Raw genomic sequence first — 22381 nt, 5'->3', positions numbered from 1 at the left:
CCGGAATCGCTTCCCAGGCCAGCCTCAGTTTTGCATTTTGATACGTATTTTACCGCAGAGTTCGGTGTGGGTCATCGTTTACTTATCCCTGTTTGCACCGTAGTGTGACAGCACGTTACTTTGCCTTTGCCCAAAATTATGCGTTTTTTACGAATTGTCATAGGATTGACCAGTGTTTTCATGCTTTCCGCACAGGCGGCGCCGGTTGAAAACTATACGGAATACCTGCCCGACGGCGCCAATCTGGCGCTGATGGTGCAAAAAGTAGTGGGGGCTTCGCAATCCACCATTGATTATCACAGTCAGCAAATGGCGCTGCCCGCCAGCACGATGAAACTGCTCACCGCCCTCGCGGCGTTGCTGCAACTGGGGCCGAATTACCGCTTTACCACTACGCTCGAGGCGTCCTCTGCGCCGGTAGGGGGGTCCTGCGCGGCAATCTGACCGCGCGCTTCGGCGGCGATCCCACGTTCACCCGTCAGCGCTTACGCAATATGGTGGCCGAACTGCGCAAGCAGGGCATCAAGCAAATCACCGGCGATCTGATTATCGATACGTCGGTGTTTGCCAGCCATGATAAAGCGCCCGGCTGGCCCTGGAACGATCTGACGCAATGTTTCAGCGCCCCCCAGGCGCCGCCATCGTCGATCGCAACTGCTTCTCGGTGTCGCTCTACAGCGCCCGGACGGCCGGGGAGCCGGCGTTTATCCGAGTCGCCTCTTATTACCCCGTGCATATGTTCAGCCAGGTGCGTACGCTGGCCCGCGGCGGCGGCGCTGCGCAATATTGCGAGCTGGACGTGGTACCGGGAGAGCTTAACCGCTTTACCCTTACCGGCTGCATGACCCAGCATACTGAATCGTTACCGCTGGCGTTCGCCATTCAGGATAGCGCCAGCTATGCCGGCGCTATCCTCAAAGACGAATTGCAGCAGGCGGACATTACGCTAAACGGCACCTTACTGCGCCAGACACAACCCAGCGCGCCGGCTCTGATGCGGTGCGCCAAATCCTGCGGCAGCAGGCGGGCATCGATTTGGGCAATAGCATTCAGGTAGATGGCTCCGGCCTGTCCCGTCACGATCTGATCTCCCCCGCCACCATGATGCAGGTATTGCAATATATCGGCCAGCACGACCAGACGCTGGACTTTATTTCCATGCTGCCGCTGGCGGGCTATGACGGCACGCTGATGTATCGCGCGGGTCTGCGCGAAGCGGGCGTCGACGGCAAGGTGTCGGCAAAAACCGGCTCGCTGCAGGGCGTGTATAATCTGGCGGGCTTTATTACCACCGCCAGCGGTCAACGTATGGCGTTTGTGCAGTATCTTTCCGGTTATGCGGTGCCGCCCGCGGATCAACGCGCGCGCCGCGTTCCCCTGGTACGCTTCGAGAGCCAGCTGTACAAAGATATCTACCAAAACAATTAGCCATATTTCGCCTGGCCGCGCCACGTGTCGGCTGGGCGAGAGTCTTTCTGGCTATAAACGGCTGGCGATGATTTTCTCAAACAGCGGCAGCAGATGGTGGCCATTAGTTCCTCGATGCGCCGCAGCGTGCTGTTGTCATTACGGGTATAGGGGCGGCCCTGACCAATATCCACGATGAACTGGGCGATATAGTCGGCGTTATCCATAATGATATTTGCCTGCAGCATCTTGTCTGCTCTTACCGTTCGATAAATTCCAGCGGGGTCAAGGGCCGCAAATTGCAGAAATTCTTATAGCCTTTCACAAAAGTTTTCGCATAGGGTAGCGCCTCGCCATTGCGTGAATTAATCGCATCATAGAATTGCTTCAGGATGGAGGTGGCGTCTGCAGGGTGGCTGTTGCCCGGCAGAAACAGAAAATCCTGTGCGCCGGCCTGGATATGAGAAATCTCAGCAGGAGCGTGGCATGAATCGGATATTGTTTCTCAACACTATCGTTGTCGACCATGATAACCACGCGGTTTCCCGCATAGTTAAGCAGGGTAACGCCCAGCGGGATGTTGTGATCGTAGCTGTAAGGCTGCTTCTCCGTTCTCGACGAGGCAAAAATAATGTTGGACTTGTGATTGTCTAAGTAGTGGTTGATATGGATAAGGTAATAACGCAACCGCAACAGGGCTTGAGTGAGGATGGTGTTGTATCGGTATGCAGCACGCCGCTGAGGTAGCGTCTGATGCTGCTATTGCTGGCAATTTTCAGCGCGCCGTCAAGAATACCCTCTGTCTAATCGATGTAGATCTCCAGCGCGCGTCTAACATATCCATGCGCCAATTCCAACTCATGGATAAAACGTTTTAGATTCTGCCGCAGGCAGTATGAAACTCGCTAGTCGCGACGCCGGCAACGGGGTATGGGAGTGGCTTGATAGGGGCGGTGTTTGTTGCGTCGCTGCTGAAGCTTTCTCTGCAAGGTGCGAAGAGTCCTTGGCCGTAACCGAAGGTACCGGCGCTGCGGCTGTTACCCTGTAAATGTGGGGCAGCGACAGTGCTCTGCGTGGCGTTTTGTGATCCGCCGATGACTTCACCAAGGTAGGTGAGGATAGCGTCCCACTCCGCGCTGTACGCGTCATCTTCGGACAAGAAGGACTCGCCAGCGTTCGTTGTCATAGCCTGCCCCGCCCGAGAAGTGATGACCTCCTCGCTACCCGCGATGGTCGCGGGGCGTGACGGCAGCCCGGGTCATGACCGCTTCGTCCTGACGGGTGGCGGGAGCGTAGTCTACCTCGGCCCCCGTCTGTATCGTTGCAGTGGCAGACGACCCCAGGGGCGATGTCATCACATTCAACACCCTGTAGCCGAGAGTCGCGATGGCGGACGTCGATGTCTCGGAAGACACGGTATGCGACGACCCGATGTCGGGTATCGCGGCGGTGGGTGCCTTAAATGAGGCGACGGGTAACAATCGGCTTTCGCGGTTAGCGCCAGCGAGGACGGGAGTCCCGAGGATAGTTACGTTCTGTGGCTCAGACTTCATGCTCACGGCATTGGCGGCATCGGAGGACGACGTAGCATTCACCGGCTCGACCTTCATGTTAGCAGCAGCAGGGGCTTCGACATTCATCGGCTCGGTCTTCATGGCCACGGCGGCCGATAACGCCGGCGTCATAGTCCCTTTCTTGCTCGACGATCCGGCGACGGCGAAGGCTGTACCTATCGCCGGTAGCGCATTTCCTCTATCGGCAGTACGCAACCATAGACCGCCGACAATGCCGCCATACCCGCTCCGGCTCACGCCTACGAGCCAAGCGCCCTGTGGCGCCAACGTATTGCTTGTTGTTGCCCAACCGGGAAAGACGCTAGGCCCGGAGAACCCTGCGCCCAGCATTACGGCGGCACCGTGCAAGCACGCTGCCGTAGACGGCCAGTAGCAGTCCGGCAGGCCAGGCGTAACGCCTTCCCGCATCGGATTTTTGCCTTAGTGCTCCCCTACACCGCTGCCTGAGACTTGCCGCGGCGGTGCTGGCCGCCAGCATACAGGCAGTCTCGCGCCAAAGGCAGCCTGCGAAGGTATCGTACCAGGGAATGCCTGTCATTATTCCCTCTCTGACGTGCAGCCTGCCGTCGGGAGGTAGACTGACGGGGAGCGCCGGTTTCCCCTTTTTGCCTGACATCCAGTGTATTCGGCATAATGACTCCTGTTCAGTTACATTGGGTCGAAGTAATCCCTCGCGACGCCGTGCAGGCAACGGCGCTATGGCGCAAAATAGCGTGATAACCCCCCGTTTCAGAGACTGCCAACCCTGCCTTCAGGGGCCCCCTGCCTGAAGGAAAGCACAGGCATCATTGAGGACAGGTGCCGCCCATCCTGACGGCCGGATCATTTAAGACGAACAAATGTACTGTGCAGCAAGGGAACGGTGCGCTGCAAAGACCCTTTCTCGCGGCTTAAGTGATCTGGTTAGTATGAGAGCCGCCGCAGCGACATGAAGAAAAGACGGTCTGTGCAGGACAGGTTATTTACAGCGGATTCTTCAGCGATAGCGTCAATCTACCGTTTCAAACGGGCACCAGGCAAGAGGATTGTCGCCCGCCAGAGGGGGCGCCAAAGAAATATCTTACGGAGCGGGGAGACATCCACGCGGCAACAGCGCGCAGTCCATCAACAGCCCCGTGCCGGGAAAGGCGACCATTGCCAGTCAACACTTACTGACTGGCAACCGCCGCACGGGCAATCTCATCACCGCAGAAGAAGAAAAGAGTTAATGTTACTCAGCGCTGATAGATGGTTTCCACGCCATCTTCGTCCCAATCATCATCCAGCGTTTCTTCAGCTTCCTCCTGCTGGAGTTGGTCGCGATGATAATCATCCCACATGAATTCGACTTTTTCCGGCGCGGCTTCCGGTGCCGCCTGCTCTTTGGGATGGGCATTGATAAACGCCATCACATCCCAGCACAGCGCTTTCACGCCGTCGCGGTTGGCGGCGGAAATCAAATAGTATTTCTCTTCCCAGCCCAGCACCTTCGCGATGGCGTTGGCGCGCGAAGCCGCTTCCTCCGGATCAAGCAAATCCGCTTTATTAAACACCAGCCACCGCGGTTTAGAGGCCAGGTTTTCACTGTAGCGTTCCAGTTCAGTAACGATGATACGGGCATTCTCCACCGGATCGGATTCATCCACCGGGGCCAAGTCGATAAGATGCAGCAACACCTGGCAGCGCTCCAAATGCTTGAGAAAACGGATCCCCAAACCGGCCCCATCGGCCGCTCCCTCGATAAGCCCCGGAATGTCCGCCACCACGAAGCTCTGTTCGTTATCCATACGCACCACGCCCAGGCTCGGCACCAGCGTGGTGAACGGATAATCCGCCACCTTGGGCTTGGCCGCCGATACCGCGCGGATAAACGTGGACTTGCCGGCGTTGGGCAGGCCGAGCATACCCACATCAGCCAAAAGCATCAGCTCCAGCTGGATCTCGCGGATCTCGCCTTTGGTGCCTCCGGTTTTCTGCCGCGGCGCCCGATTGACCGATGACTTAAAGCGCGTATTACCCAGCCCGTGAAACCCGCCTTTGGCCACCATCAGCCGCTGTGCGTGGCGGGTCATGTCGCCCATGACTTCATTGGTGCCCGAATCCAGCACCCGAGTGCCTACCGGTACTTTGATGATGATGTCTTTGCCGCGCTTGCCGGTACAATCGCAACTCTGGCCGTTTTGGCCGCGCTCGGCGCGAAAGTTTTTCTCAAAACGGTAATCGATTAGGGTATTCAGGTTCTCATCCGCCAACAGCCAGACATCGCCGCCGTCGCCGCCATCACCGCCGTCGGGTCCGCCACGGGGGATGTATTTTTCCCGGCGGAAGCTGACGCAGCCGTTGCCGCCGTCACCCGCCGCCGCCAGAATGGTGGCTTCATCAACAAACTTCATGCTAATTCTCCAAAACTCATTTGCCGGACGGCTTGATAACCGTGGCCGCAGCCCGCCTGTTCAGCCCGGGCCACCAGCGGTGGCCGACGGCGGAGCACATCGCGCCCGCCACACTACAACCGCACCGCTATAGCTGACAAAGTTCAGCGGCGGCGGCGCGAAAGACGCGGGACAGAATAGCGCCAGCAAATTATAAAAAATCAGGGTAAACAGCAGCGTCAGGGTAATGATGGCGCTCATCTGCGCCGCCTGCCAGCGCCCCTATTCAGGCCGCAGAACAACAGATAGGCCAGTTGGCCGCCGGTTAATTGCAGAAGCGTCAGCGGCTTTGCCACTACCGTCAGCGCTATTGTACACAAAATATACAGCAGTAGAATCTGTTGCGACGCCAAACGCCGAAGCAACACTTTTTGCGCCACGCCATAACTCACCCACACCATCGCCACGCAACAGCCAAAAATCACGCCCAGGGTATTGGCGGTCAAACGAGTGAAAATCTCGCGCAGGTTGCTGTTGAAAAACATCAGCAATCCGCCAATCAGCTGCGTAATACGCATGCGCTCTTTCAAAATAACTACGCTCGCCACCATCATGCCGACCGGCGACAGCTGGCCGATGACCTGCAAGACGGTGGGATTCAAATATTGCAGCGAGGTGCTGAAGAAAACGAAATTGCACAACAGCCCCGCAGTCGCCACCGCAAGCAATATCAGCCAGCGCCAGCGAAAAAACAGCCGCAGCGGCGGCAATTGCCCGCGCGGCGCCAAAAACAGCAGCAGACCGACGCCAGCCAGTAAAAAACGGTACCAAACCACGGTATAAGGTTCCATGGTGGTTAGGACCTGCTTCATGGCAATGGGGAGCGCGCCCCAGCACATAGCGGTGGTCAAGGCGAGCGCAATGCCGATGCCCGCTTGCTGTCCGGCCTGCTGTGTATTTTTCATGATAAACGGTGAGCAAAAACAGCGGATAAAGTAAAAAGCCCCGCAACCAGGTGCGGGGCTTTACTCGGCAATCAGAGCACGGGAAACTTATTCAGCAACGATGCTAACAAATTTACGGTTCTTCGGGCCCTTCACTTCAAACTGAATTTTACCCGTCGTCAAAGCGAACAGCGTATGATCTCTGCCGCAGCCTACGTTGGCCCCCGGGTGGAAACGGGTTCCACGCTGACGAACGATGATACCGCCGGCATTTACCAATTCGCCGCCGAAGCACTTAACGCCAAGGCGTTTACTTTCTGAATCGCGACCGTTGCGTGTGGAGCCGCCAGCCTTTTTGTGTGCCATGAGTCTGCTCTCCTGTTAGGCGCCAATACCGGTGATTTTAACGTCAGTGAACCACTGACGGTGGCCCTGATGCTTACGAAAGTACTTACGGCGACGAAATTTAACAATCATAACTTTATCACCGCGACCATGAGCCACGACTTCCGCCGTGATCTTGCCGCCGGTCACGAAAGGACCGCCGATCTGAATGTCATCGCCATTAGCGATCATCATAACCTGATCAAATTCAACAGTTTCACCCGTTGCGATGTCCAGTTTTTCGAGGCGAACAGTCTGACCTTCGCTCACCCGGTGTTGTTTACCACCACTTTGTAAAACCGCGTACATAAAAAACTCCGCTTTCCGCAAGCTCAATCGTTATAGTCTGGAGCGTGCTATAAATATTCACAATAGGGCGCGAATTCTACGCAAGAATCTCGCTAAAGACAAGTGCAGAATACGTACACAAAGCGAAAAAGGTGCAGTTTCTTCATCGCCATTTATCTCTTACGTTTTTCAAGTACAATCAGTAACACTCTTTCCGCCATCCGGTCCCGTGTACAGCATTACACTGACGGTATACCCTTAAACCGATAGAAAATAATGAATATTGAACAAATTACTGAACTGACCGCGCAGGATATGGCGGAGGTCAACACGGCAATTCGCGAGCAGCTAAACTCCGAGGTCGCCCTGATAAATCAGCTCGGCCACTACATTATCAGCGGCGGCGGCAAACGCATTCGGCCCATGATTGCGGTGCTGGCAGCGCGGGCGCTGCATTATCAGGGTAAGCAGCACGTCACCGTCGCCGCACTGATTGAATTCATTCATACCGCCACGCTGCTGCATGACGATGTGGTGGACGAATCCGACATGCGCCGCGGCAAAGCAACGGCCAACGCGGCGTTCGGCAACGCCGCCAGCGTGCTGGTCGGCGATTTCATCTACACCCGCGCCTTCCAGATGATGACCGCACTGGAATCCCTGCGCGTATTAGAGCTGATGTCCGAGGCGGTTAACATCATCGCTGAGGGCGAAGTCTTACAGTTGATGAACTGCAACGATCCGGATATTACCATCGACAACTATATGCGGGTTATCTACAGCAAAACCGCGCGGCTATTCGAGGCGGCATCACAGTCATCCGCCATTTTAGCCGGCGCCGATGCCTGCCAGGAAGCGGCGCTGCGCGACTACGGCCGCTATCTGGGTACCGCTTTTCAACTGATTGACGATCTGCTGGATTACGGTGCGGACGGTAAAACGTTGGGGAAAAATACCGGCGATGACCTTAACGAAGGTAAGCCGACGCTTCCTTTATTGCACGCCATGCGTAACGGCACGCCAGAACAGGCGGCGCTGATCCGTCAGGCCATTGAACAGGGCAACGGGCGTCACCTGCTGGAAACGGTGCTGAAAACGATGCACCAGTGCGATTCTTTGGGCTACACCCGCCGCTGCGCGGAAGAAGAGGCGGACAAAGCTATCGCCTGTCTGGACTGCCTGTCCCCCTCGCCTTATCGCGATGCGCTGGAGAGCCTGGCCCACGTGGCGGTGCAGCGCGACTCGTAACCCGCTTGCGCAGCCAAAGGAATATATTTGGAAAATAATTGTCAGTGAACATTGACCCACGGCATCACGAATTGGTCGGCGCCTCCCACGTACCGGCCGTTACTCTCCCTGCAGTCCCAGACGCAGGATAAACGCGCCGATACCTTCTCACGCATGACAAAAGCGATGACCTGCTCCCGCTCTTCAACAGTCAGTTGCCGGTAAATGGCAATACAGGTCGCAAGTGACGCAGGTACCCCCGCTGCGGGCGCGTCAAGCGTCCATTCGGCCTCGGCGCCATCGCGCATTTCCCGGCGTAGCAACGCCTGTTGCACCGCCGCAGGCAAACTATCAAAAGCGTACTCCATTCCCCGCCCCTGCGCCCCTTGTCTACAGCGTCGGTTCCATTTCTTACGCCTGGCAATAGACAGCAGTTCCTGCGTGCTGAACCAGGCTTGTTTCATAAGATTTTCATTCTGAATTCGACCTGCATAAAAAAATAGAATCTGTTTGAAAAATAATAGAAAAATTTTAGGAATTTTAGTGCTATATATTTTTCAACTAAAGCCTATGACCATTGCCAACGTTTTACCTGAATAGGTTAGTTATACCATTAACCAGCGTTTGTCTTACAGCACAAGGAACGAAATATGAGCGAAAGGAATACAGATTGGCACCCTGCGGATATCATCGCGGCACTCCGTAAACGCGGGACCTCACTGGCCGCAGTATCGCGGGCGGCAGGGTTGAGTTCTTCCACGCTGGCGAACGCCCTCATCCGGCCCTGGCCGAAGGGTGAGTGGCTTATCGCTGATGTGCTGGAGATTCATCCCTCGATCATATGGCCCAGTCGCTATATCGATCCGGAAACCAATCAATTACTCGATAGGAAAAGCCTGATACGACAGCGCTGACCAACGCGCCGGCGCCGGGGAGGACCATCCCTTCCCCGGCGCACTATGTCATTCCGGCCTGACGTCGTTAAGTGGTTCGTCGGGATAGTCAAGACGCTTTAGCAAGTTCAGTACCCCTTCTCGTACGATAAAGGAGACGATAAAATCGCGCTCCGCATCGGAAAGTTGCCGATAAATTTCGTTCCAGGTAGCCGACGTCTCCTGTGGGGAGAGTTGGTACTCCGCCGGGTTGGTCCTTAAAGAAAGCGTCTTTTTCACCATGTCCGGCAAACTGTGCCAGGAATACTCAACTGCTTTACCGCGCGCGCCCTCGCGCCGTCTTTTCTGCCAGCCCTCCTCTCTGGCACGCCGATTCAGTCCCTGTCGTGTTTTGGGTAGTCCACCTACCCCTATCAATTCGTGCGTTGCAATCCATTCTTTTTTTATTTCCATCTTTTATCCCCCTCCTTGTCATGGTGATAGCCTGGCGCTATCGCCATCGCACGGTTTGGGCAGGTACTGTGGAATTTACGGCACCTGATTCCCGTTCCGCTATTACGACAACATTTAATGTATAACATTAAAGACTTGTCGTAACGCTAATTACAACACAAAAAAAGCGCATTGGATCAAAGGTGGTATTAAAAAATGAGATCAATACCAGCTATTAGAATAAAAAACACAAAATTAATAAAAATTGTTCATTATCAATGAAATATAATTCTTATATCATTATCTATATTATTACTGTAATTTAATAAATTATATCTTTATAAATTAATTTTATGTGAAGGAGAATGTCTGGAAAAAAGAAAAGAAAACGTCGGCACGACTAACTTTTTTGCCACGGAAATCGGATGCGAAAGTATTTGGCATTAGGGAAACGTTCACCGTTATACACCTTGCTTGGCAACACAGGAACGTCCGGCGCAGGCATAATGCCACCGCCCGCGCGCTGCGCCGCCGAGATGTCAGCGGCAAATGTTGCCTGCGATGCGTGCGCAGAGCTTCGCCAGACTTGTCGACGGCAAACCTGCCCAGCCACGCCGAGGCGCTGCGCTAAGACTTATCAGCGCTAAAGCCACCGCGCGGCAAACCGCGCAATGCCCTGCCGGCACCGCCGGCATAGAAAATAGAAAAGGACACAGTCTGCCGCGTAGAGGATGCAGAGCCATGCCAATGAAAAGATCGCATTGCTCTGAAGGGAACACCCATCCCCCTGTCCCCGCGTTGCCGACGGCGGGCTAAGGTTGCAGAAACCGTTCGCCGGGCGCATGCCTTGCAGCGGCTGGGCAAAAAAGCGGGAAAAGTCGGTCTCGCTTTCCACATAGGCGCATTCAATTATTCCCTGCTGCCCCTGCAGTGCCCACACCAGCGACAGCGTAAAGCGGGCGGCGGCGTAACCCATGGCGAGCGTCGCGGATCCGGCGCCGGCCTTTGCCTCGACCACCTCGGTGCCGGCATTGCGGATCCGTCGGGTCAAAAGAGTGACTTCCTCATCGCTAAAACTGATGCCCGGCACCTGAGATAGCAAAGGCAAAATCGTGACGCCGGAGTGGCCGCCCACGACCGGCACCTCCATCTGGTCCGGCCGCAGGACTTTCAGGTCCGCCACATAGCGGTTGGCGCGTATGACGTCCAGCGTCGTGATGCCAAAAAGTTTTTGCGGTTGGTAAACACCTGCCTGCGCTAGCACGCCTGCGGCGATGGGGACAAGGGTATTCACCGGATTGGTGACGATGCCGATAAGCGCCTGCGGCGCGCACGCCGCCACCTGGCCCGACCAGCTGCCGCACGATGCCGGCATTAACATTAAACAGATCCGCGCGATCCATCCCGGGCTTGCGGGCAACACTCGCGACAATCAGCACGATATCGGCGCCAAGCAACGCCGGTGATGCGTCTGAACCACAAAATCCGCGGACCCGCACCGGTGAGGGGATATGGCTGAGATCCACGGCAATCCCCGCCGTTACCGGTGCGATGTCATACAGCGAGAGTTCCCAGTCCTGGGGTAAACGGGTCGTCGTCGTCAGCGCCTGGCCGATGCCGCCTGCCGCACCGAGCAGTGCGGCTTTCATTGTAATCTCCTTATAACCCTACAAAGAATGGCATCTTATACTCTACTGAAAAGCATAAATGCATCGCCTAATAAAGACAATTAATCAACTTCAGGTTTGCGGCGGCGTTTTGGGATAGGCGGGCGGGTTGCAAGTGATAGGCTTTTCACCGACCATGGACAGAGAAGCTGTCACCGGCAGCAATTCCATTGCATAAAAATTCAAATTTATGCATAATAATCTATTAAATAATCGGCTCACTCTGCGGTAAAACATGCGAAATCAATCGAAACAGGAAGAACTGGTCAAGGCGTTCAAGGCGCTGCTGAAAGAGGAAAAATTCAGCTCTCAGGGCGAGATTGTGCTTGCGCTGCAGGAGGCTGGCTTCGAGAACATCAACCAATCCAAGGTCTCGCGCATGCTGACTAAGTTTGGTGCGGTGCGTACCCGCAACGCCAAGATGGAAATGGTGTACTGCCTTCAGGCGGAGCTCGGCGTTCCCACTGCCAGCAGCCCGCTGAAAAATCTGGTGCTGGATGTGGATCATAATGACGCACTGGTCGTCATCCATACCAGTCCCGGCGCGGCCCAGCTCATCGCCCGGATGCTGGATTCGCTGGGGAAATCGGAGGGGATCCTCGGCACCATCGCCGGCGATGATACCGTCTTTACCACACCCGCCCCCGGCTTCTCAGTCAAGCGGTTGTATCACTTCATCCTGGTCCATTTTAACCAGGAACTGTGATCCCGCCTTTGCCATCAGAGCCTGCTACGCCCAAGGTGCGACATGTCAGCCGCTTCGCCGGGGGATATCCGCCGGCGTCCATCTGCGCCTTATGCGCCGTCAGGCGGCCCTTCACGGCGCCTCTCCTTCGTGTTCGGCGGCTCTCACCGCCGACGTTAACCCGCTCCGCCGCCCAATGCGACCCTCGATGCCAGCAGCGCAGCGTTCCCCGGTGATGCCAAGGGAGCGCACGCTTTGACAGTGAATCATCGACGCCTGAGCTCGTTGCGCCCCGGGTAGCCTTCAAGCTCCGAACTAACGTCATAGCGGTAAAGCGCCCACGACTCATCTTGTTAACATTTCCTTACCAGCAGTAAGCTTTTGCACCTTGGTAAATAGCGTGACATCCGGTGTTACCTGTCAGAAATAAAGGACTTCATCTGTGAGGCAGTGAGAAATGCTGATATGGACCACACTTTTAGCCACATCATCTTATCCACATGATTTTACATGACTTTAACAAAGTTCGGCTATTTTTTGTGCAAATTTAATAATCTTTGCTTCTAATAACAACATAATTACACTTAAAGTTTTATAAAAAACTATTATCAAGAAATTAGCACATCAAGTTACTAGTGTATACTTAGCGTCGTGATGTGCATCACAGTACAGAATATGGGATGCGGCTGATGAGGAAAAACATGATGAACACCAAAACGGTATTACCCTTGATGACGGCGCTTTCCGCTTTGTCCTTCGGTGCTTTCGCCGTGGACTCTATCTCGCTACAGCAGACCCAGGATTTACAGCCAATGGGCAGCGTCAGCGGTGTCGACGGCGCACCGAGCGACATTCACCAGGCATTGAATCAGGCGGCTGACGCCAAAGGCGCCCCCGCGCCTACCATGTGACTGAAGCTTATGAACACGGTAACTGTCACGGGTCACGGCCGGCAGGTCACCCTCAGGGGGCCCCTATTTTTTGGCAGCACTGTGCAATGTGTCACGTTGTGAAACACTCTCTGTAAACCACATCAAACTCGCGGCGACCCTCAGTTAATCCTGTGTCCGGAATTAATCCATCGCGATTTGATGATTCCCTCATCGTCTAGCAGACAATTTCTCCCGCTTGCGGGGGTTTTTTGGCCTGAGAACGGCATAGCTTAACCTCGCGCCGAAACGCTACCGCGCCGCTTTTTGCCCCAGCTGGTGCAAAAGCTTGGCATGAATGCCGCCGAAGCCGCCATTGCTCATCACCAGGATGTAATCGCCCGGCTGCGCGGTCTTCACTACCATTTCCACCAGCGTATCGACATCGGCGCTGCAGTGCGCCGGCTGCACGCAGGCTTCCGCCACTTCGCTCACCTGCCAGGGAATATGCTGCGGCTGATAGAGAAACACCTCATCCGCGCGGCCGAGTGACGGCGCCAGCTCATTTTTGGATAAGCCCATCTTCATCGTATTGGAACGAGGCTCCAGCACGGCGATGATGCGCGCCGTGCCGCCCACTTTGCTGCGCAGCGCCGCGAGCGTCGCCAGGATAGCGGTGGGATGATGAGCAAAATCATCATACATCGTCACGCCGTTGACGGTCCCTTTCAGCTCCAGGCGCCGGCGGGCGTTGATAAAGCCGTCCAGCGCCCGGCAGGCGTCCGCCGGCTGCACGCCGACATGGCGAACGGCGGCGACAGCCATCAGCGCGTTGTGCATATTATGCTCGCCTACCAACTGCCAGTTGACCGTGCCGACGGGCTCATAGTGCAAAAACACCTCAAAACCGCTGGCGTCCGGCGCGACTTTCTTCGCCCGCCACACGCCTTCTTCACCTGTGTATTCCGTCTCGCTCCAGCAGCCCATCGCCACAGTGTGTTTAAGATTGACATCGTTATCCGGCAGAATAATTTTTCCTTTGCCGGGCACTAAGCGAATCAGGTGATGGAACTGCTTTTGAATCGCTTTGAGATCATCGAAGATATCGGCGTGGTCAAATTCCATATTATTCAGAATGAGGGTTCGCGGACAGTAATGGACGAATTTGGACCGCTTGTCGAAAAAGGCGCAATCGTATTCATCCGCTTCCACGACGAAAAACGGCCCGTCGCCAAGCCGGGCGGAAACGGCGAAATTACCCGGTACGCCGCCAATCACGAAACCAGGTTGGTAACCGAACTCTTCCAGGATCCAGGCGACCATGCCGGCGGTGGTGGTTTTACCGTGGGTGCCGGCGACGGCGATCACCCATCGCTGTGCCAGCACGTGATCATGCAGCCACTGCGGACCGGAGACATAAGGGATACCGCGTTCCAGTACCGCTTCCACGCAGGGATTACCCCGCGTCATGGCGTTACCGATGATGACCCAATCCGGGGTCGGATCGAGCTGCGCCGGGTCGTAACCCTGAATCAGGCCGATTCCCTGCTCTTGCAGCAGCGTACTCATCGGCGGATAGATATTATCATCCGAACCGGTAACGTCATGTCCCAGAGAACGCGCCAGCATCGCCAGACCGCCCATAAAGGTGCCGCAGATACCAAGAATATGAATGCGCATAATTTTTCCATTTTTAGCCGCGTATTGCCGCCTATTCTAGCGCCCCGGCCGATTGATAGAAACGGTATTTGATGATGTACTGGTAATCTGTTTAGGCTAAACTGATGGACAAACGCGTAGTGGTAAAAAAATTATACCGCTTTTCATCCGTAGCTTCAGGGTCCTTTTTAGAGATTCAGGGAATGTGTCATGAAAACTTTAGGCGAGTTTATTGTTGAGAAACAGCATGATTTTCCGCATGCCACCGGCGAGCTTACCGCGTTACTTTCAGCGATAAAGCTCGGGGCTAAAATCATTCACCGTGACATCAACAAAGCAGGACTGGTGGATATCCTCGGCACCAGCGGGGCTGAAAACGTGCAGGGCGAAGTCCAGATGAAGCTGGATCTGTTCGCGAATGAAAAGCTGAAGGCGGCGCTGAAAGCCCGTGGACAAGTGGCGGGCATTGCTTCCGAAGAAGAAGATGAAATCGTCGTCTTTGAAGGGGTGGAAAACGGCAAATATGTGGTGCTGATGGATCCGCTGGACGGTTCGTCCAATATCGATGTCAACGTTTCGGTCGGCACCATTTTCTCCATTTACCGGCGCATTACCCCGCTGGGTACACCGGTGACTAAAGAAGATTTCCTTCAGCCCGGCAATAAACAGGTGGCCGCAGGCTATGTGGTCTACGGTTCCTCCACGATGCTGGTGTACACCACCGGCTGCGGCGTACACGCTTTTACCTACGATCCGTCGCTGGGCGTGTTTTGCCTGTCCCATGAAAGCGTGCGTTTCCCCGCCACCGGGCAGATGTACTCGATCAACGAGGGCAACTATATCAAGTTCCCCAACGGGGTGAAGAAATACATCAAATACTGCCAGGAGATGGACGAAGCGACCCACCGTCCTTACACCTCGCGCTATATCGGTTCGCTGGTGTCCGATTTCCATCGCAATCTACTCAAAGGCGGCATTTATCTTTACCCCAGCACCGCAACCCATCCCAACGGCAAGCTGCGCCTGGCCTATGAATGCAATCCAATAGCCTTTCTGGCTGAGCAGGCCGGCGGCAAGGCCAGCGACGGTAAAAACCGTATACTGGACATCCAGCCGCACGAGCTGCACCAGCGTTCCGCGTTCTTCACTGGCACGGAGTCAATGGTTAACGATGTAGAGCGCTTTATCCGCGATTATCCGGATAACGTTTAAACCGGGGAAGTTTGTCGGCTCGGCAGCGCAGACTGCCGTGCCGTTACCCTATGCGCCCGCGCCACAGGCCGGGCTGACGCCGGTGTGACCGGCGCAACAACGTGAGTTCCCCCGCGGGCGCCGGGCGCACCGCGGGGGGAAATCGGTTATACTAGTCGCCTCGCCACTATTGGAAAGTTTAAGGAAAACGACATGAGTTTGAATCAGGTACCAGCAGGCAAAGATTTGCCGGAAGATATTTATGTGATCATCGAAATTCCGGCTAATGCTTCCCCCATAAAATACGAAGTTGACAAGGAAAGCGGCGCCCTGTTTGTCGATCGCTTCATGTCCACCGCGATGTTCTATCCCTGCAACTATGGCTATATCAACCACACGCTTTCCCTGGATGGCGATCCGATAGACGTGCTGGTGCCCACACCCTATCCGTTGCAGCCAGGCTCCGTAGTACGCTGCCGTCCGGTGGGCGTGCTGAAAATGACCGATGAGTCCGGCGAAGACGCCAAGCTGGTGGCGGTACCGCACACCAAATTGTCGAAAGAGTATGACCACATCAAAGACGTAGACGATCTGCCGCCGTTGTTGCGTGCGCAAATCACGCATTTCTTTGAGCATTATAAAGATTTGGAAGCCGGCAAATGGGTCAAGGTGGACGGATGGGATAACAACGAAGCGGCCAAAGCCGAAATTATCGCCTCCTTTGAGCGCGCCAAAAAGTAATCGCGGCGCCAAAAAAAACCGCTCACCGAGCGGTTTTTTTCACTCCTTAGCCGGCTTCGTCAGAGTGATCCTAATGCCGGCGGACCCAATATCCTCCCGGCAACAGCCTCAGACCGTCCACCGGACGCTGGTACAGATACATCCAGGCGCTGCCGTAGGGCGTGCCGATAAGGACCCGCTTGTATTCGCCGCTTTTGGTGCGCAGCGCATCCAACTCCGCCAGGGTGGTGGAATCTATGCGGTACACTTCGCCATAGACCGCGCCATTGCCCGACACTACCGCCTGGTAATGGCCGAGATCGTAAAGTTCGTAGCCTGGGATAGTGTAATCTCCCAGCCATTGGGCGTTCGTCATCCAATGACTGTTTCCCTGTTTGCGTCGCAGACTACCGTAAACAATAATTCGCATGGTTAAAACTCAAACAGATAGAGCAAGTCTAGCGCCTGGTTAAGACCAGACACAGCTTCCAGATAAAGTTTAGGCATTAAACGATAACGCAGCGTTAACATCGCCAAAGAATCAAAAATACCCACACCGTATTTAACCTGCAGACCAGGCGCGATATATCCGCTGACCACCACTTGGGAGCTGTCGCCAACCCCCTGAGTATCCAGCGCCAGATCGCTTACCCCGAATGCTTGTCCGATTTTACCCACAACTTGCCCGCTTTGCGCAACCCCCATGCCAATTAACATCGACGTCATCATATTGCTGTCGGCGCCCGAAGCGTCCAGACCCTGTCCACGCAGCAAATAAGACAGCGCCTCCTGCTGGGATTTGACCGGATCGGAAAAGACTTCTACTTTCGGCTGATCGGCCAATCCAGTTACCCGGACCCCAGCCGTAACATCATCTCCGGTGGAATCCGGATTGCGGATGGCTTCGATGTTCAGGTAAGGCTGATCGACCGGGCCGGAGAACAACAGTTGTCCTTTGTTAACGATCAAATCCTGCCCGTAGGCATGGAAACGACCGGAGGGAATATCGATTTGTCCGTTAAGTCCCAGCCCTTGTTTATCCTGCGCCACTTTCAGATCGCCCGTCAGTCTGGCTTTCAGGCCAAAAGCGTCAAGGCGCACATCCGGGCCGACGTGAACCAGCAGGTTTGAGCTAATCGGGATCGCGGCGCCGCTGGCGCTGTCGGGCACCGGCTGCAGGTTGTCGTCCAGCAACACTTCATCGCTGGAGACGCCGACCGCGCTTTGGGGCATATCTTTCACCTCGATACGCGCCCAGGGGATATCGACCTTACCATTGAGGGCGAATAGCGTCGGCGTGGCTTTAAACACGATATCCGGCGACATATCCAGCCGCACCATCGGCGGTACGGTGATACGCACCCGGTTGCCCTGCGCGTTAATGCGCGCACGCCAGGCTTCCATTCTGCTCCAATCGGCGTCGCCGGTCAGGTTGACCTGACCATGGGTGGTACCGATGAGGCCCTGCAGCGCGGAGCGGGTACCGGAGAAGGAAAGCGCCAGCCGGCTGTCGGTCATGGCAAAAGGCATGAAAGTGCCTTTGATGACCAGGAGCTCAAGCCCCAGCTGACCGTAAAGCTGTGGCCGCTGCACATCCCCGCCGAGACGCAGCGCGGCGTTAACCAGTCCATCGACGCTTTCGCCCCGCGACAGCAGCGGTTTCAACAGCGCCAGCGAAAGATTATTGATATTGACCTTGCCGGACAGCCCGCGCCGACTCTGGAGATCCGCGACCTGCACCTGACCGTTGAACTGGCCGTTACCGGCAATTTTTATCAACCAGTCCAGACGCGCCAGGCCCTTATCCAGCGCAGCATTGAGCGTCAGCGTCTCAAAGTCTACCGGTAGCGTCTTGCCCTGCACGGTCTGGCTGACTTTCACGCCGCTGCCCACCAGCGCCACTTTACCCTGCGGCAAACCGCCGCCCGCGGTCCAGCGCATATCGGCCCGGCCGGTAAAGACGCCGCTGACCTGCGTCTCTACCGGCAGCATCGGTTTCAGCATCGCCAGGTCAAAGCGGTTAAGCAGCACACTCGCCTGTCCGGACGCGCCGAGGTCAATATTCTGCGGCGCACAGATCTGCGCATTGGGGTTTTGCAAGCAGTGCTGCCCCATGACCAGATTTTGCGTCGCGGCCCAGTAATCCAGCGTCAGCGGCCACTCCCCAACAGGCGTATCAAAGCGGGTTTGGCTCAGCGTACCTTGCCAACGTTGCTGCTGCCGGTCGAAGCTGCCGTTCAGCTGTAGTTGGCCGGCCACCGGCTCGCCCTGCATCGCCAGCTTCAGTTGATGCTGCTTTTCATCGCCGGTCGCGTCCAGGGTCAATTGCGCGATGGACAGCGCCCCCTGTTGCAGGCGATCCAGCCGCAACTGCACGTCGCCGCGGACGATGTCGCTGGAGCGGACATCCCCCTGCAACGCGATACGCGCAATGCTCATTTCCCCCCAGCGCAGCGCATGCGCGTCGAGATCCATCAGCAACTGCGGCGCCTGGAGATTACCGCGCAGCTTGATATTCCCTGCCGCCCGACCGCCCAAGCCCGGCAGCGCGCCGTTCAGCGCCGGCGCGTTGAGCACGGCGTCCAGCGCGAAGACATCGTTCAGCTCGCCTTTCACCGTCAATTGGTTGCGCCCCAGCGCCAGCAGCAGCTGCGGCACCTGCCACTGACCGGCGGCGTTACCGCGGAGCGATCCTTTGGCGGTCAACGCGTTCTGGCGAATTTGACCGTGTAGATCCAATTCAGGCACCTGTAATTGCCAGTTGCCACCGTACAGGCTGCCGCGGCTGGTGATTTTCCCCTCTACCCGCGCCGGCCAGTCCGGCCACTGTCGGGCGGTATTGATACCGCTTAACGCTAGCTCACTACGCCAGCTGATGGCGCGTTGCCAGTCCACGACCGCACTCAGGTCGGTATTGCCCTGCAACGCCGCCAGCCGCAGGCGCGACAGCGTAAAGCCGTCGGTGTTGCCTTTGGCGTCCAGGGTCACATCCGCCGGCGGCAGTCCCTCGCCGCTGAGCGCCGCTTTCAGCGCCAGCCGGTAATCCCGCGCTTCCCCGTCCAGCCGTAAGGCCACGCCACGCGCCTGATATTGCGGTGTGCCGGTTAACGGCCATTGCAAGGACTGGCTGTCGAACGTCAGCGTCAGCGGCAGGCCCGCCTGCGCCAGTCGCGTCTTCAGAGCCAGTTGCGCGGTGAGTGGGCCGGACAGATTGAGCGCAGCGCGCAGCTCGTCGCGTAACTCGCCGTCCACCGCAAATTTGATTTTTTCGCCTTTTAGCGGCGCGCTATTCAAGGTCGTGTTGACCGTCATCGCTACCGGCCAGCGCCCGCTCAGCTCGGCATGGCCGGAAGCATTTAGCAACCCCTGGGGCGAGTCGATATCCAGCAGCGTCAGCTCGGCGTGTTGATCCTGGGTCGTCGCCTGCAGGCGTAAACGGGTAATAAGCAGATTGGCGTCGCCGGTCAGGTGCAAATTCTCCCCGTCAACGCTCGCCAGCGTCAGATTCAACGGCAGGGTAAACGACGGCAGCGGCAGCAATAACGGCTTGGCGAACAGGGCGTGCAACGTCTCGGCCAACGGCGGTTCGGCACGAATCGCCACCCGCGCCGCCTCTTCGTCGGCGCGTTTTTGCGCCGGGGTACGCATGTCGGGTTTTATCGCCTGCGCGGCGGCTGCGGCCGCTTTATCCGCTACTAACTGCGCCGCTGTCGGCAGCGCCACTAAAAGACCGGCGATGCGCGTCGGCGTCACCGTCAGGCTGTTGCCCTCAAACTGGAAGCCGGTGGTGAACTCGTCAAGGGCGATGCGGGTGTTATCCACCTTGACCTGGACATTATCCAGCGCCAGACGGCGCAGGATCAGAGGGTAAGGTGTGGACAAAGGGCCGCCGTCCGACGCCTCCTGCGCTATCGGCGCCGGCGGGCCCAGTTCGGCGGTGTTCACGCCGACCATAACATCGCGCAGGGCGAGATCATTGATGCACAATTGGCGCTGGCGTAAGCAGCTAAAATCCAGAACCAAATGGAATTCGCCGGCGCCGACCGTCACGCCAGGCATCTGGTAACGCAGCTGTTTTATGGTCAGATCGCGCCAGCCGCCGTTGACCGAGGCCATTTCCAACCCCGGCACCCAGCGGGCCGCGCCGTTCAGCAACAGGTGCAGTCCGCTGGTGGTGCCGATGAGATAAGCCAGCGCGCCGAGTAGGAGCACCAACAGCAGCACAACGCCCAGGCAAATTTTCTTAACAAGGCTCATAATTCCGGCCCCAATCCAATGTAAAATTGCACACCGTGCTCATGTTCATCCGCAACCGGGGCGGCAATGTCCAATTTGATGGGGCCGACGGGCGACTGCCAGCGCACGCCGACGCCGACGCCGGTTTTGATGTTGCTTTCTCTGATGTCGTTGACCGCCTCACCGCTGTCGACAAACACCGCGCCCCACCATTTGCCGGTGACGTTATATTGATACTCCAGCGACCCGGTCGCCAGTTTAAAGGCGCCGGTCAGTTTGCCGTCATCGTCCCGCGGCGACAGGGATTTATATTTATAGCCGCGGATACTGCGATCGCCGCCGGCAAAAAAGCGCAGTGACGGCGGGACGCGCTCAAAATCATTGGTTTCAATCCAGCCCAGATTGCCGCGGGCCACAAAACGGTGTTTTTCCGCCAGCGTGCGGATCCAGACGTTTTGCGCCTGCAAAATGATGAAATCGATATCTGATCCCCATAGGGTATTAGAAACATCGACGGAATAGCGCTGGCTATCGCCCCAGGTCGGCATCAGGCCGCCGCGCTGGCGGGTACGGTTGATACTGACACCGGGGTAAATAAGCATGGTGGTATCGGTGACGTTGGCCTGCGTAAAGTGATCCAAGCTCCAGCGCAGATTGACGGCCCGCTGCCAGCCGCTGGACAGATCCCAATATCGCGCCACATTCAACGTTGTTGAATCCACCTGGGTATCGTTGAGATCCTCGCGCTTAAAGCCACCCTGCAGGAGATAATATTGCTCCAGGGGCTCTTTGAGCAGCGGGATTTTATAGCTGACATCGGCCGATTGCTCCGGCGCCGACAGGCTCAGGCTGGTCTGCAGGCTATGCCCGCGCGAATTGAGCCAGGGTTTGCTCCAGGTGGTCTTCACCCGCGGCCCCATGTCGGTCGCGTAGCCGACGCCGGTCTCGATGCTGTTGCGGGTGCGCGGCGTCACGACCGCGTCCAGCGGCAAGGTTTTACTCTGTTTGCCACTGGCAAAATCCGGTGAAATGACCACCGAATTAAACCAGTTGGTGGCCGCCAACCAGCGGTTGAGCTCCGCCAGCGATTCGGCGCTGTAGGGCTCACCCTCGCACACTTTGGCGAGGTTTTGCAAATAATCCTCGCGAATTTGCGCGCCGTGAAAACGCACCTTGCCGAAACGATAACGTTGACCGCTGTCAAAATCGATATCCCAGTAGGCCTGGTAACGCGCCGGAGAGACGCCCAATTGGCTTTTACGGAATTCGGCGTCGAAATACCCCTTGCGCAGCGCCAGGCTGGAAAAGCCATTTTTGAACCTGTCGTACGCGCCGTGGTTCAACACTGTGCCCAGCGCGGGTTTGCCGTTGGCGACCCACTGCCGGTAATCGCTATCCTGCCGGGCGTCGCCGCGCAAGATGACATTAACGCCGGCGATTTTCACCGGCTTGCCCGGCTTGATGCGGGCGATAAGCACATCACGACCGCCGTTCACCGCCGGCTTGAAGACAAAATCAATCGTGGGTGAATAGTAGCCGAGCGCTCGCAGTCCTTCGCGCACCGCATTATCCACCCGGCTTTGGAACCGCGCATCGGCGGTCACTTCGTCCGTGCCGATGGTCGACAGGCGCACGCGTACGTTGCGCTGCAGATCGCCGCTGAGCCCCTCCACCTGCAGGCGGACGTTGGCGCTGTGGGCCTGCGGCATCAGCAATAGCGCGCAGAAGAATAAGGACTTTCGGCCATGCCATGTTTTCACGCTGATGACCTCTGTGTATTTCTTTCCTGGCAAAGTCTCTCCATCCGCAACGAATCAGCGTTGATGCTATTATTAGCAGATTCAACAGTCCGTT

Annotated in this window: 17 protein-coding genes and 4 pseudogenes; 7 read left to right on the top strand and 14 right to left on the bottom strand. The window is 56.5% G+C overall.

The genetic code is table 11. The features are described from left to right. Nucleotides 1-138: 138 nt before the first annotated feature. Nucleotides 139-1428: pseudogene (dacB, locus tag SGP1_RS03490) on the top strand (D-alanyl-D-alanine carboxypeptidase/D-alanyl-D-alanine endopeptidase). Here dacB and SGP1_RS03485 read toward each other — a convergent pair. From SGP1_RS03485 to rplU, 7 genes and pseudogenes are all read right to left on the bottom strand, one after another. Next, nucleotides 1425-1655 (bottom strand): hypothetical protein, encoded by a 231-nt coding sequence (locus tag SGP1_RS03485; protein ID WP_041866612.1) that lies wholly within the window; start codon nt 1653-1655, stop codon nt 1425-1427. The pseudogene dacB and the gene SGP1_RS03485 sit on opposite strands and share 4 nt — an antisense overlap. Nucleotides 1656-2281: 626 nt before the next feature. Continuing rightward, nucleotides 2282-2593 carry a hypothetical protein gene (locus SGP1_RS03480; protein ID WP_041866611.1) on the bottom strand — a complete coding sequence of 104 codons (312 nt, stop codon included), beginning with the start codon at nt 2591-2593 and terminating at the stop codon, nt 2282-2284. Nucleotides 2594-2627: 34 nt separating this feature from the next. After that, nucleotides 2628-3389: a hypothetical protein gene (locus SGP1_RS03475; RefSeq protein WP_011410230.1), complete on the bottom strand. Its 762-nt coding sequence runs from the start codon at nt 3387-3389 to the stop codon at nt 2628-2630. A gap of 806 nt (nt 3390-4195) precedes the next feature. Beyond that, a complete protein-coding gene (gene cgtA, locus SGP1_RS03470) occupies nt 4196-5353 on the bottom strand; it encodes an Obg family GTPase CgtA (protein ID WP_011410229.1) in 1158 nt (385 codons plus the stop codon). 16 nt (nt 5354-5369) lie between these two features. Continuing rightward, nucleotides 5370-6297: pseudogene (locus SGP1_RS03465) on the bottom strand (DMT family transporter). Nucleotides 6298-6384: 87 nt separating this feature from the next. Next, nucleotides 6385-6642: a 50S ribosomal protein L27 gene (rpmA, locus tag SGP1_RS03460; protein ID WP_011410227.1), complete on the bottom strand. Its 258-nt coding sequence runs from the start codon at nt 6640-6642 to the stop codon at nt 6385-6387. A 15-nt stretch (nt 6643-6657) separates the two neighbouring features. Next, a complete protein-coding gene (gene rplU, locus SGP1_RS03455) occupies nt 6658-6969 on the bottom strand; it encodes a 50S ribosomal protein L21 (protein WP_011410226.1) in 312 nt (103 codons plus the stop codon). A 255-nt stretch (nt 6970-7224) separates the two neighbouring features. On the opposite strand from rplU, the gene ispB reads away from it, so the two are divergent. Further along, a complete protein-coding gene (gene ispB, locus SGP1_RS03450; protein ID WP_011410225.1) occupies nt 7225-8196 on the top strand; it encodes an octaprenyl diphosphate synthase in 972 nt (323 codons plus the stop codon). A 41-nt stretch (nt 8197-8237) separates the two neighbouring features. Here the strand turns inward: ispB and SGP1_RS03445 are convergent, their stop codons facing one another. After that, nucleotides 8238-8639, bottom strand: coding sequence for a DNA-binding protein (locus tag SGP1_RS03445; protein ID WP_083764660.1), 402 nt, complete (start codon nt 8637-8639; stop codon nt 8238-8240). 186 nt (nt 8640-8825) lie between these two features. Here SGP1_RS03445 and SGP1_RS03440 point away from each other — a divergent pair, with 186 nt between their 5' ends. Further along, nucleotides 8826-9089, top strand: coding sequence for a helix-turn-helix domain-containing protein (locus SGP1_RS03440; RefSeq protein ID WP_011410224.1), 264 nt, complete (start codon nt 8826-8828; stop codon nt 9087-9089). A gap of 48 nt (nt 9090-9137) precedes the next feature. Here the strand turns inward: SGP1_RS03440 and SGP1_RS03435 are convergent, their stop codons facing one another. Both SGP1_RS03435 and mdh read right to left on the bottom strand, forming a co-directional pair. Beyond that, complete coding sequence (locus tag SGP1_RS03435) at nt 9138-9515, bottom strand: DNA-binding protein (RefSeq protein WP_041867359.1); 378 nt, start codon at nt 9513-9515, stop codon at nt 9138-9140. 835 nt (nt 9516-10350) lie between these two features. Beyond that, nucleotides 10351-11149 (bottom strand): annotated as a pseudogene (mdh, locus tag SGP1_RS03430) (malate dehydrogenase); the annotation flags it as partial. Nucleotides 11150-11402: 253 nt separating this feature from the next. Between mdh and argR the strand changes: the two are divergent. Both argR and SGP1_RS26520 read left to right on the top strand, forming a co-directional pair. Beyond that, nucleotides 11403-11873, top strand: coding sequence for a transcriptional regulator ArgR (argR, locus tag SGP1_RS03425; RefSeq protein ID WP_011410222.1), 471 nt, complete (start codon nt 11403-11405; stop codon nt 11871-11873). A gap of 683 nt (nt 11874-12556) precedes the next feature. Beyond that, nucleotides 12557-12798: pseudogene (locus SGP1_RS26520) on the top strand (YdgH/BhsA/McbA-like domain containing protein); the annotation flags it as partial. A gap of 235 nt (nt 12799-13033) precedes the next feature. On the opposite strand, the gene mpl reads toward SGP1_RS26520, so the two are convergent. Then, a complete protein-coding gene (gene mpl, locus SGP1_RS03415) occupies nt 13034-14401 on the bottom strand; it encodes a UDP-N-acetylmuramate:L-alanyl-gamma-D-glutamyl-meso-diaminopimelate ligase (RefSeq protein WP_011410220.1) in 1368 nt (455 codons plus the stop codon). Nucleotides 14402-14590: 189 nt separating this feature from the next. On the opposite strand from mpl, the gene fbp reads away from it, so the two are divergent. Then, entirely contained in the window at nt 14591-15592 is a 1002-nt protein-coding gene (gene fbp, locus SGP1_RS03410) for a class 1 fructose-bisphosphatase (protein ID WP_011410219.1), read from the top strand. Between the two features lie 192 nt (nt 15593-15784). Beyond that, nucleotides 15785-16312, top strand: coding sequence for an inorganic diphosphatase (gene ppa / locus SGP1_RS03405; RefSeq protein WP_011410218.1), 528 nt, complete (start codon nt 15785-15787; stop codon nt 16310-16312). Between the two features lie 70 nt (nt 16313-16382). Here ppa and SGP1_RS03400 read toward each other — a convergent pair whose 3' ends face one another. Genes SGP1_RS03400 through tamA form a run of 3 tightly spaced genes read right to left on the bottom strand, consistent with a single transcriptional unit; the run spans nt 16383 to nt 22236 of the window. Continuing rightward, nucleotides 16383-16721 carry a gamma-glutamylcyclotransferase family protein gene (locus SGP1_RS03400; protein WP_011410217.1) on the bottom strand — a complete coding sequence of 113 codons (339 nt, stop codon included), beginning with the start codon at nt 16719-16721 and terminating at the stop codon, nt 16383-16385. Between the two features lie 2 nt (nt 16722-16723). Next, the gene (tamB, locus tag SGP1_RS03395) at nt 16724-20548 is read right to left on the bottom strand and encodes an autotransporter assembly complex protein TamB (RefSeq protein WP_011410216.1); all 3825 of its coding nucleotides are present in this window, start codon (nt 20546-20548) and stop codon (nt 16724-16726) included. Next, on the bottom strand, nt 20545-22236 hold the full coding sequence (tamA, locus tag SGP1_RS03390; RefSeq protein WP_050747920.1) for an autotransporter assembly complex protein TamA: 1692 nt from the start codon (nt 22234-22236) through the stop codon (nt 20545-20547). Before tamA ends, tamB begins: the two co-directional genes overlap by 4 nt. Between the last annotated feature and the right edge of the window lie 145 nt (nt 22237-22381).

The organism is Sodalis glossinidius str. 'morsitans' (genome assembly GCF_000010085.1).
Taxonomy (GTDB): Bacteria; Pseudomonadota; Gammaproteobacteria; order Enterobacterales; family Enterobacteriaceae; genus Sodalis; species Sodalis glossinidius.
The sequence above is the reverse complement of the archived record's forward strand: the minus strand, read 5'-3'. Positions and strand labels throughout refer to the sequence as shown.

What these genes read in the sequence shown, in the direction of transcription:
- SGP1_RS03485 (WP_041866612.1), bottom strand. Translation starts at nt 1,655, where the DNA reads ATGCTGCAGGCAAATATCATTATGGATAACGCCGACTATATCGCCCAG.
- SGP1_RS03480 (WP_041866611.1), bottom strand. Translation starts at nt 2,593, where the DNA reads ATGACAACGAACGCTGGCGAGTCCTTCTTGTCCGAAGATGACGCGTAC.
- SGP1_RS03475 (WP_011410230.1), bottom strand. Translation starts at nt 3,389, where the DNA reads ATGCGGGAAGGCGTTACGCCTGGCCTGCCGGACTGCTACTGGCCGTCT.
- cgtA (WP_011410229.1), bottom strand. Translation starts at nt 5,353, where the DNA reads ATGAAGTTTGTTGATGAAGCCACCATTCTGGCGGCGGCGGGTGACGGC.
- rpmA (WP_011410227.1), bottom strand. Translation starts at nt 6,642, where the DNA reads ATGGCACACAAAAAGGCTGGCGGCTCCACACGCAACGGTCGCGATTCA.
- rplU (WP_011410226.1), bottom strand. Translation starts at nt 6,969, where the DNA reads ATGTACGCGGTTTTACAAAGTGGTGGTAAACAACACCGGGTGAGCGAA.
- ispB (WP_011410225.1), top strand. Translation starts at nt 7,225, where the DNA reads ATGAATATTGAACAAATTACTGAACTGACCGCGCAGGATATGGCGGAG.
- SGP1_RS03445 (WP_083764660.1), bottom strand. Translation starts at nt 8,639, where the DNA reads ATGAAACAAGCCTGGTTCAGCACGCAGGAACTGCTGTCTATTGCCAGG.
- SGP1_RS03440 (WP_011410224.1), top strand. Translation starts at nt 8,826, where the DNA reads ATGAGCGAAAGGAATACAGATTGGCACCCTGCGGATATCATCGCGGCA.
- argR (WP_011410222.1), top strand. Translation starts at nt 11,403, where the DNA reads ATGCGAAATCAATCGAAACAGGAAGAACTGGTCAAGGCGTTCAAGGCG.
- mpl (WP_011410220.1), bottom strand. Translation starts at nt 14,401, where the DNA reads ATGCGCATTCATATTCTTGGTATCTGCGGCACCTTTATGGGCGGTCTG.
- fbp (WP_011410219.1), top strand. Translation starts at nt 14,591, where the DNA reads ATGAAAACTTTAGGCGAGTTTATTGTTGAGAAACAGCATGATTTTCCG.
- ppa (WP_011410218.1), top strand. Translation starts at nt 15,785, where the DNA reads ATGAGTTTGAATCAGGTACCAGCAGGCAAAGATTTGCCGGAAGATATT.
- SGP1_RS03400 (WP_011410217.1), bottom strand. Translation starts at nt 16,721, where the DNA reads ATGCGAATTATTGTTTACGGTAGTCTGCGACGCAAACAGGGAAACAGT.
- tamB (WP_011410216.1), bottom strand. Translation starts at nt 20,548, where the DNA reads ATGAGCCTTGTTAAGAAAATTTGCCTGGGCGTTGTGCTGCTGTTGGTG.
- tamA (WP_050747920.1), bottom strand. Translation starts at nt 22,236, where the DNA reads ATGCCGCAGGCCCACAGCGCCAACGTCCGCCTGCAGGTGGAGGGGCTC.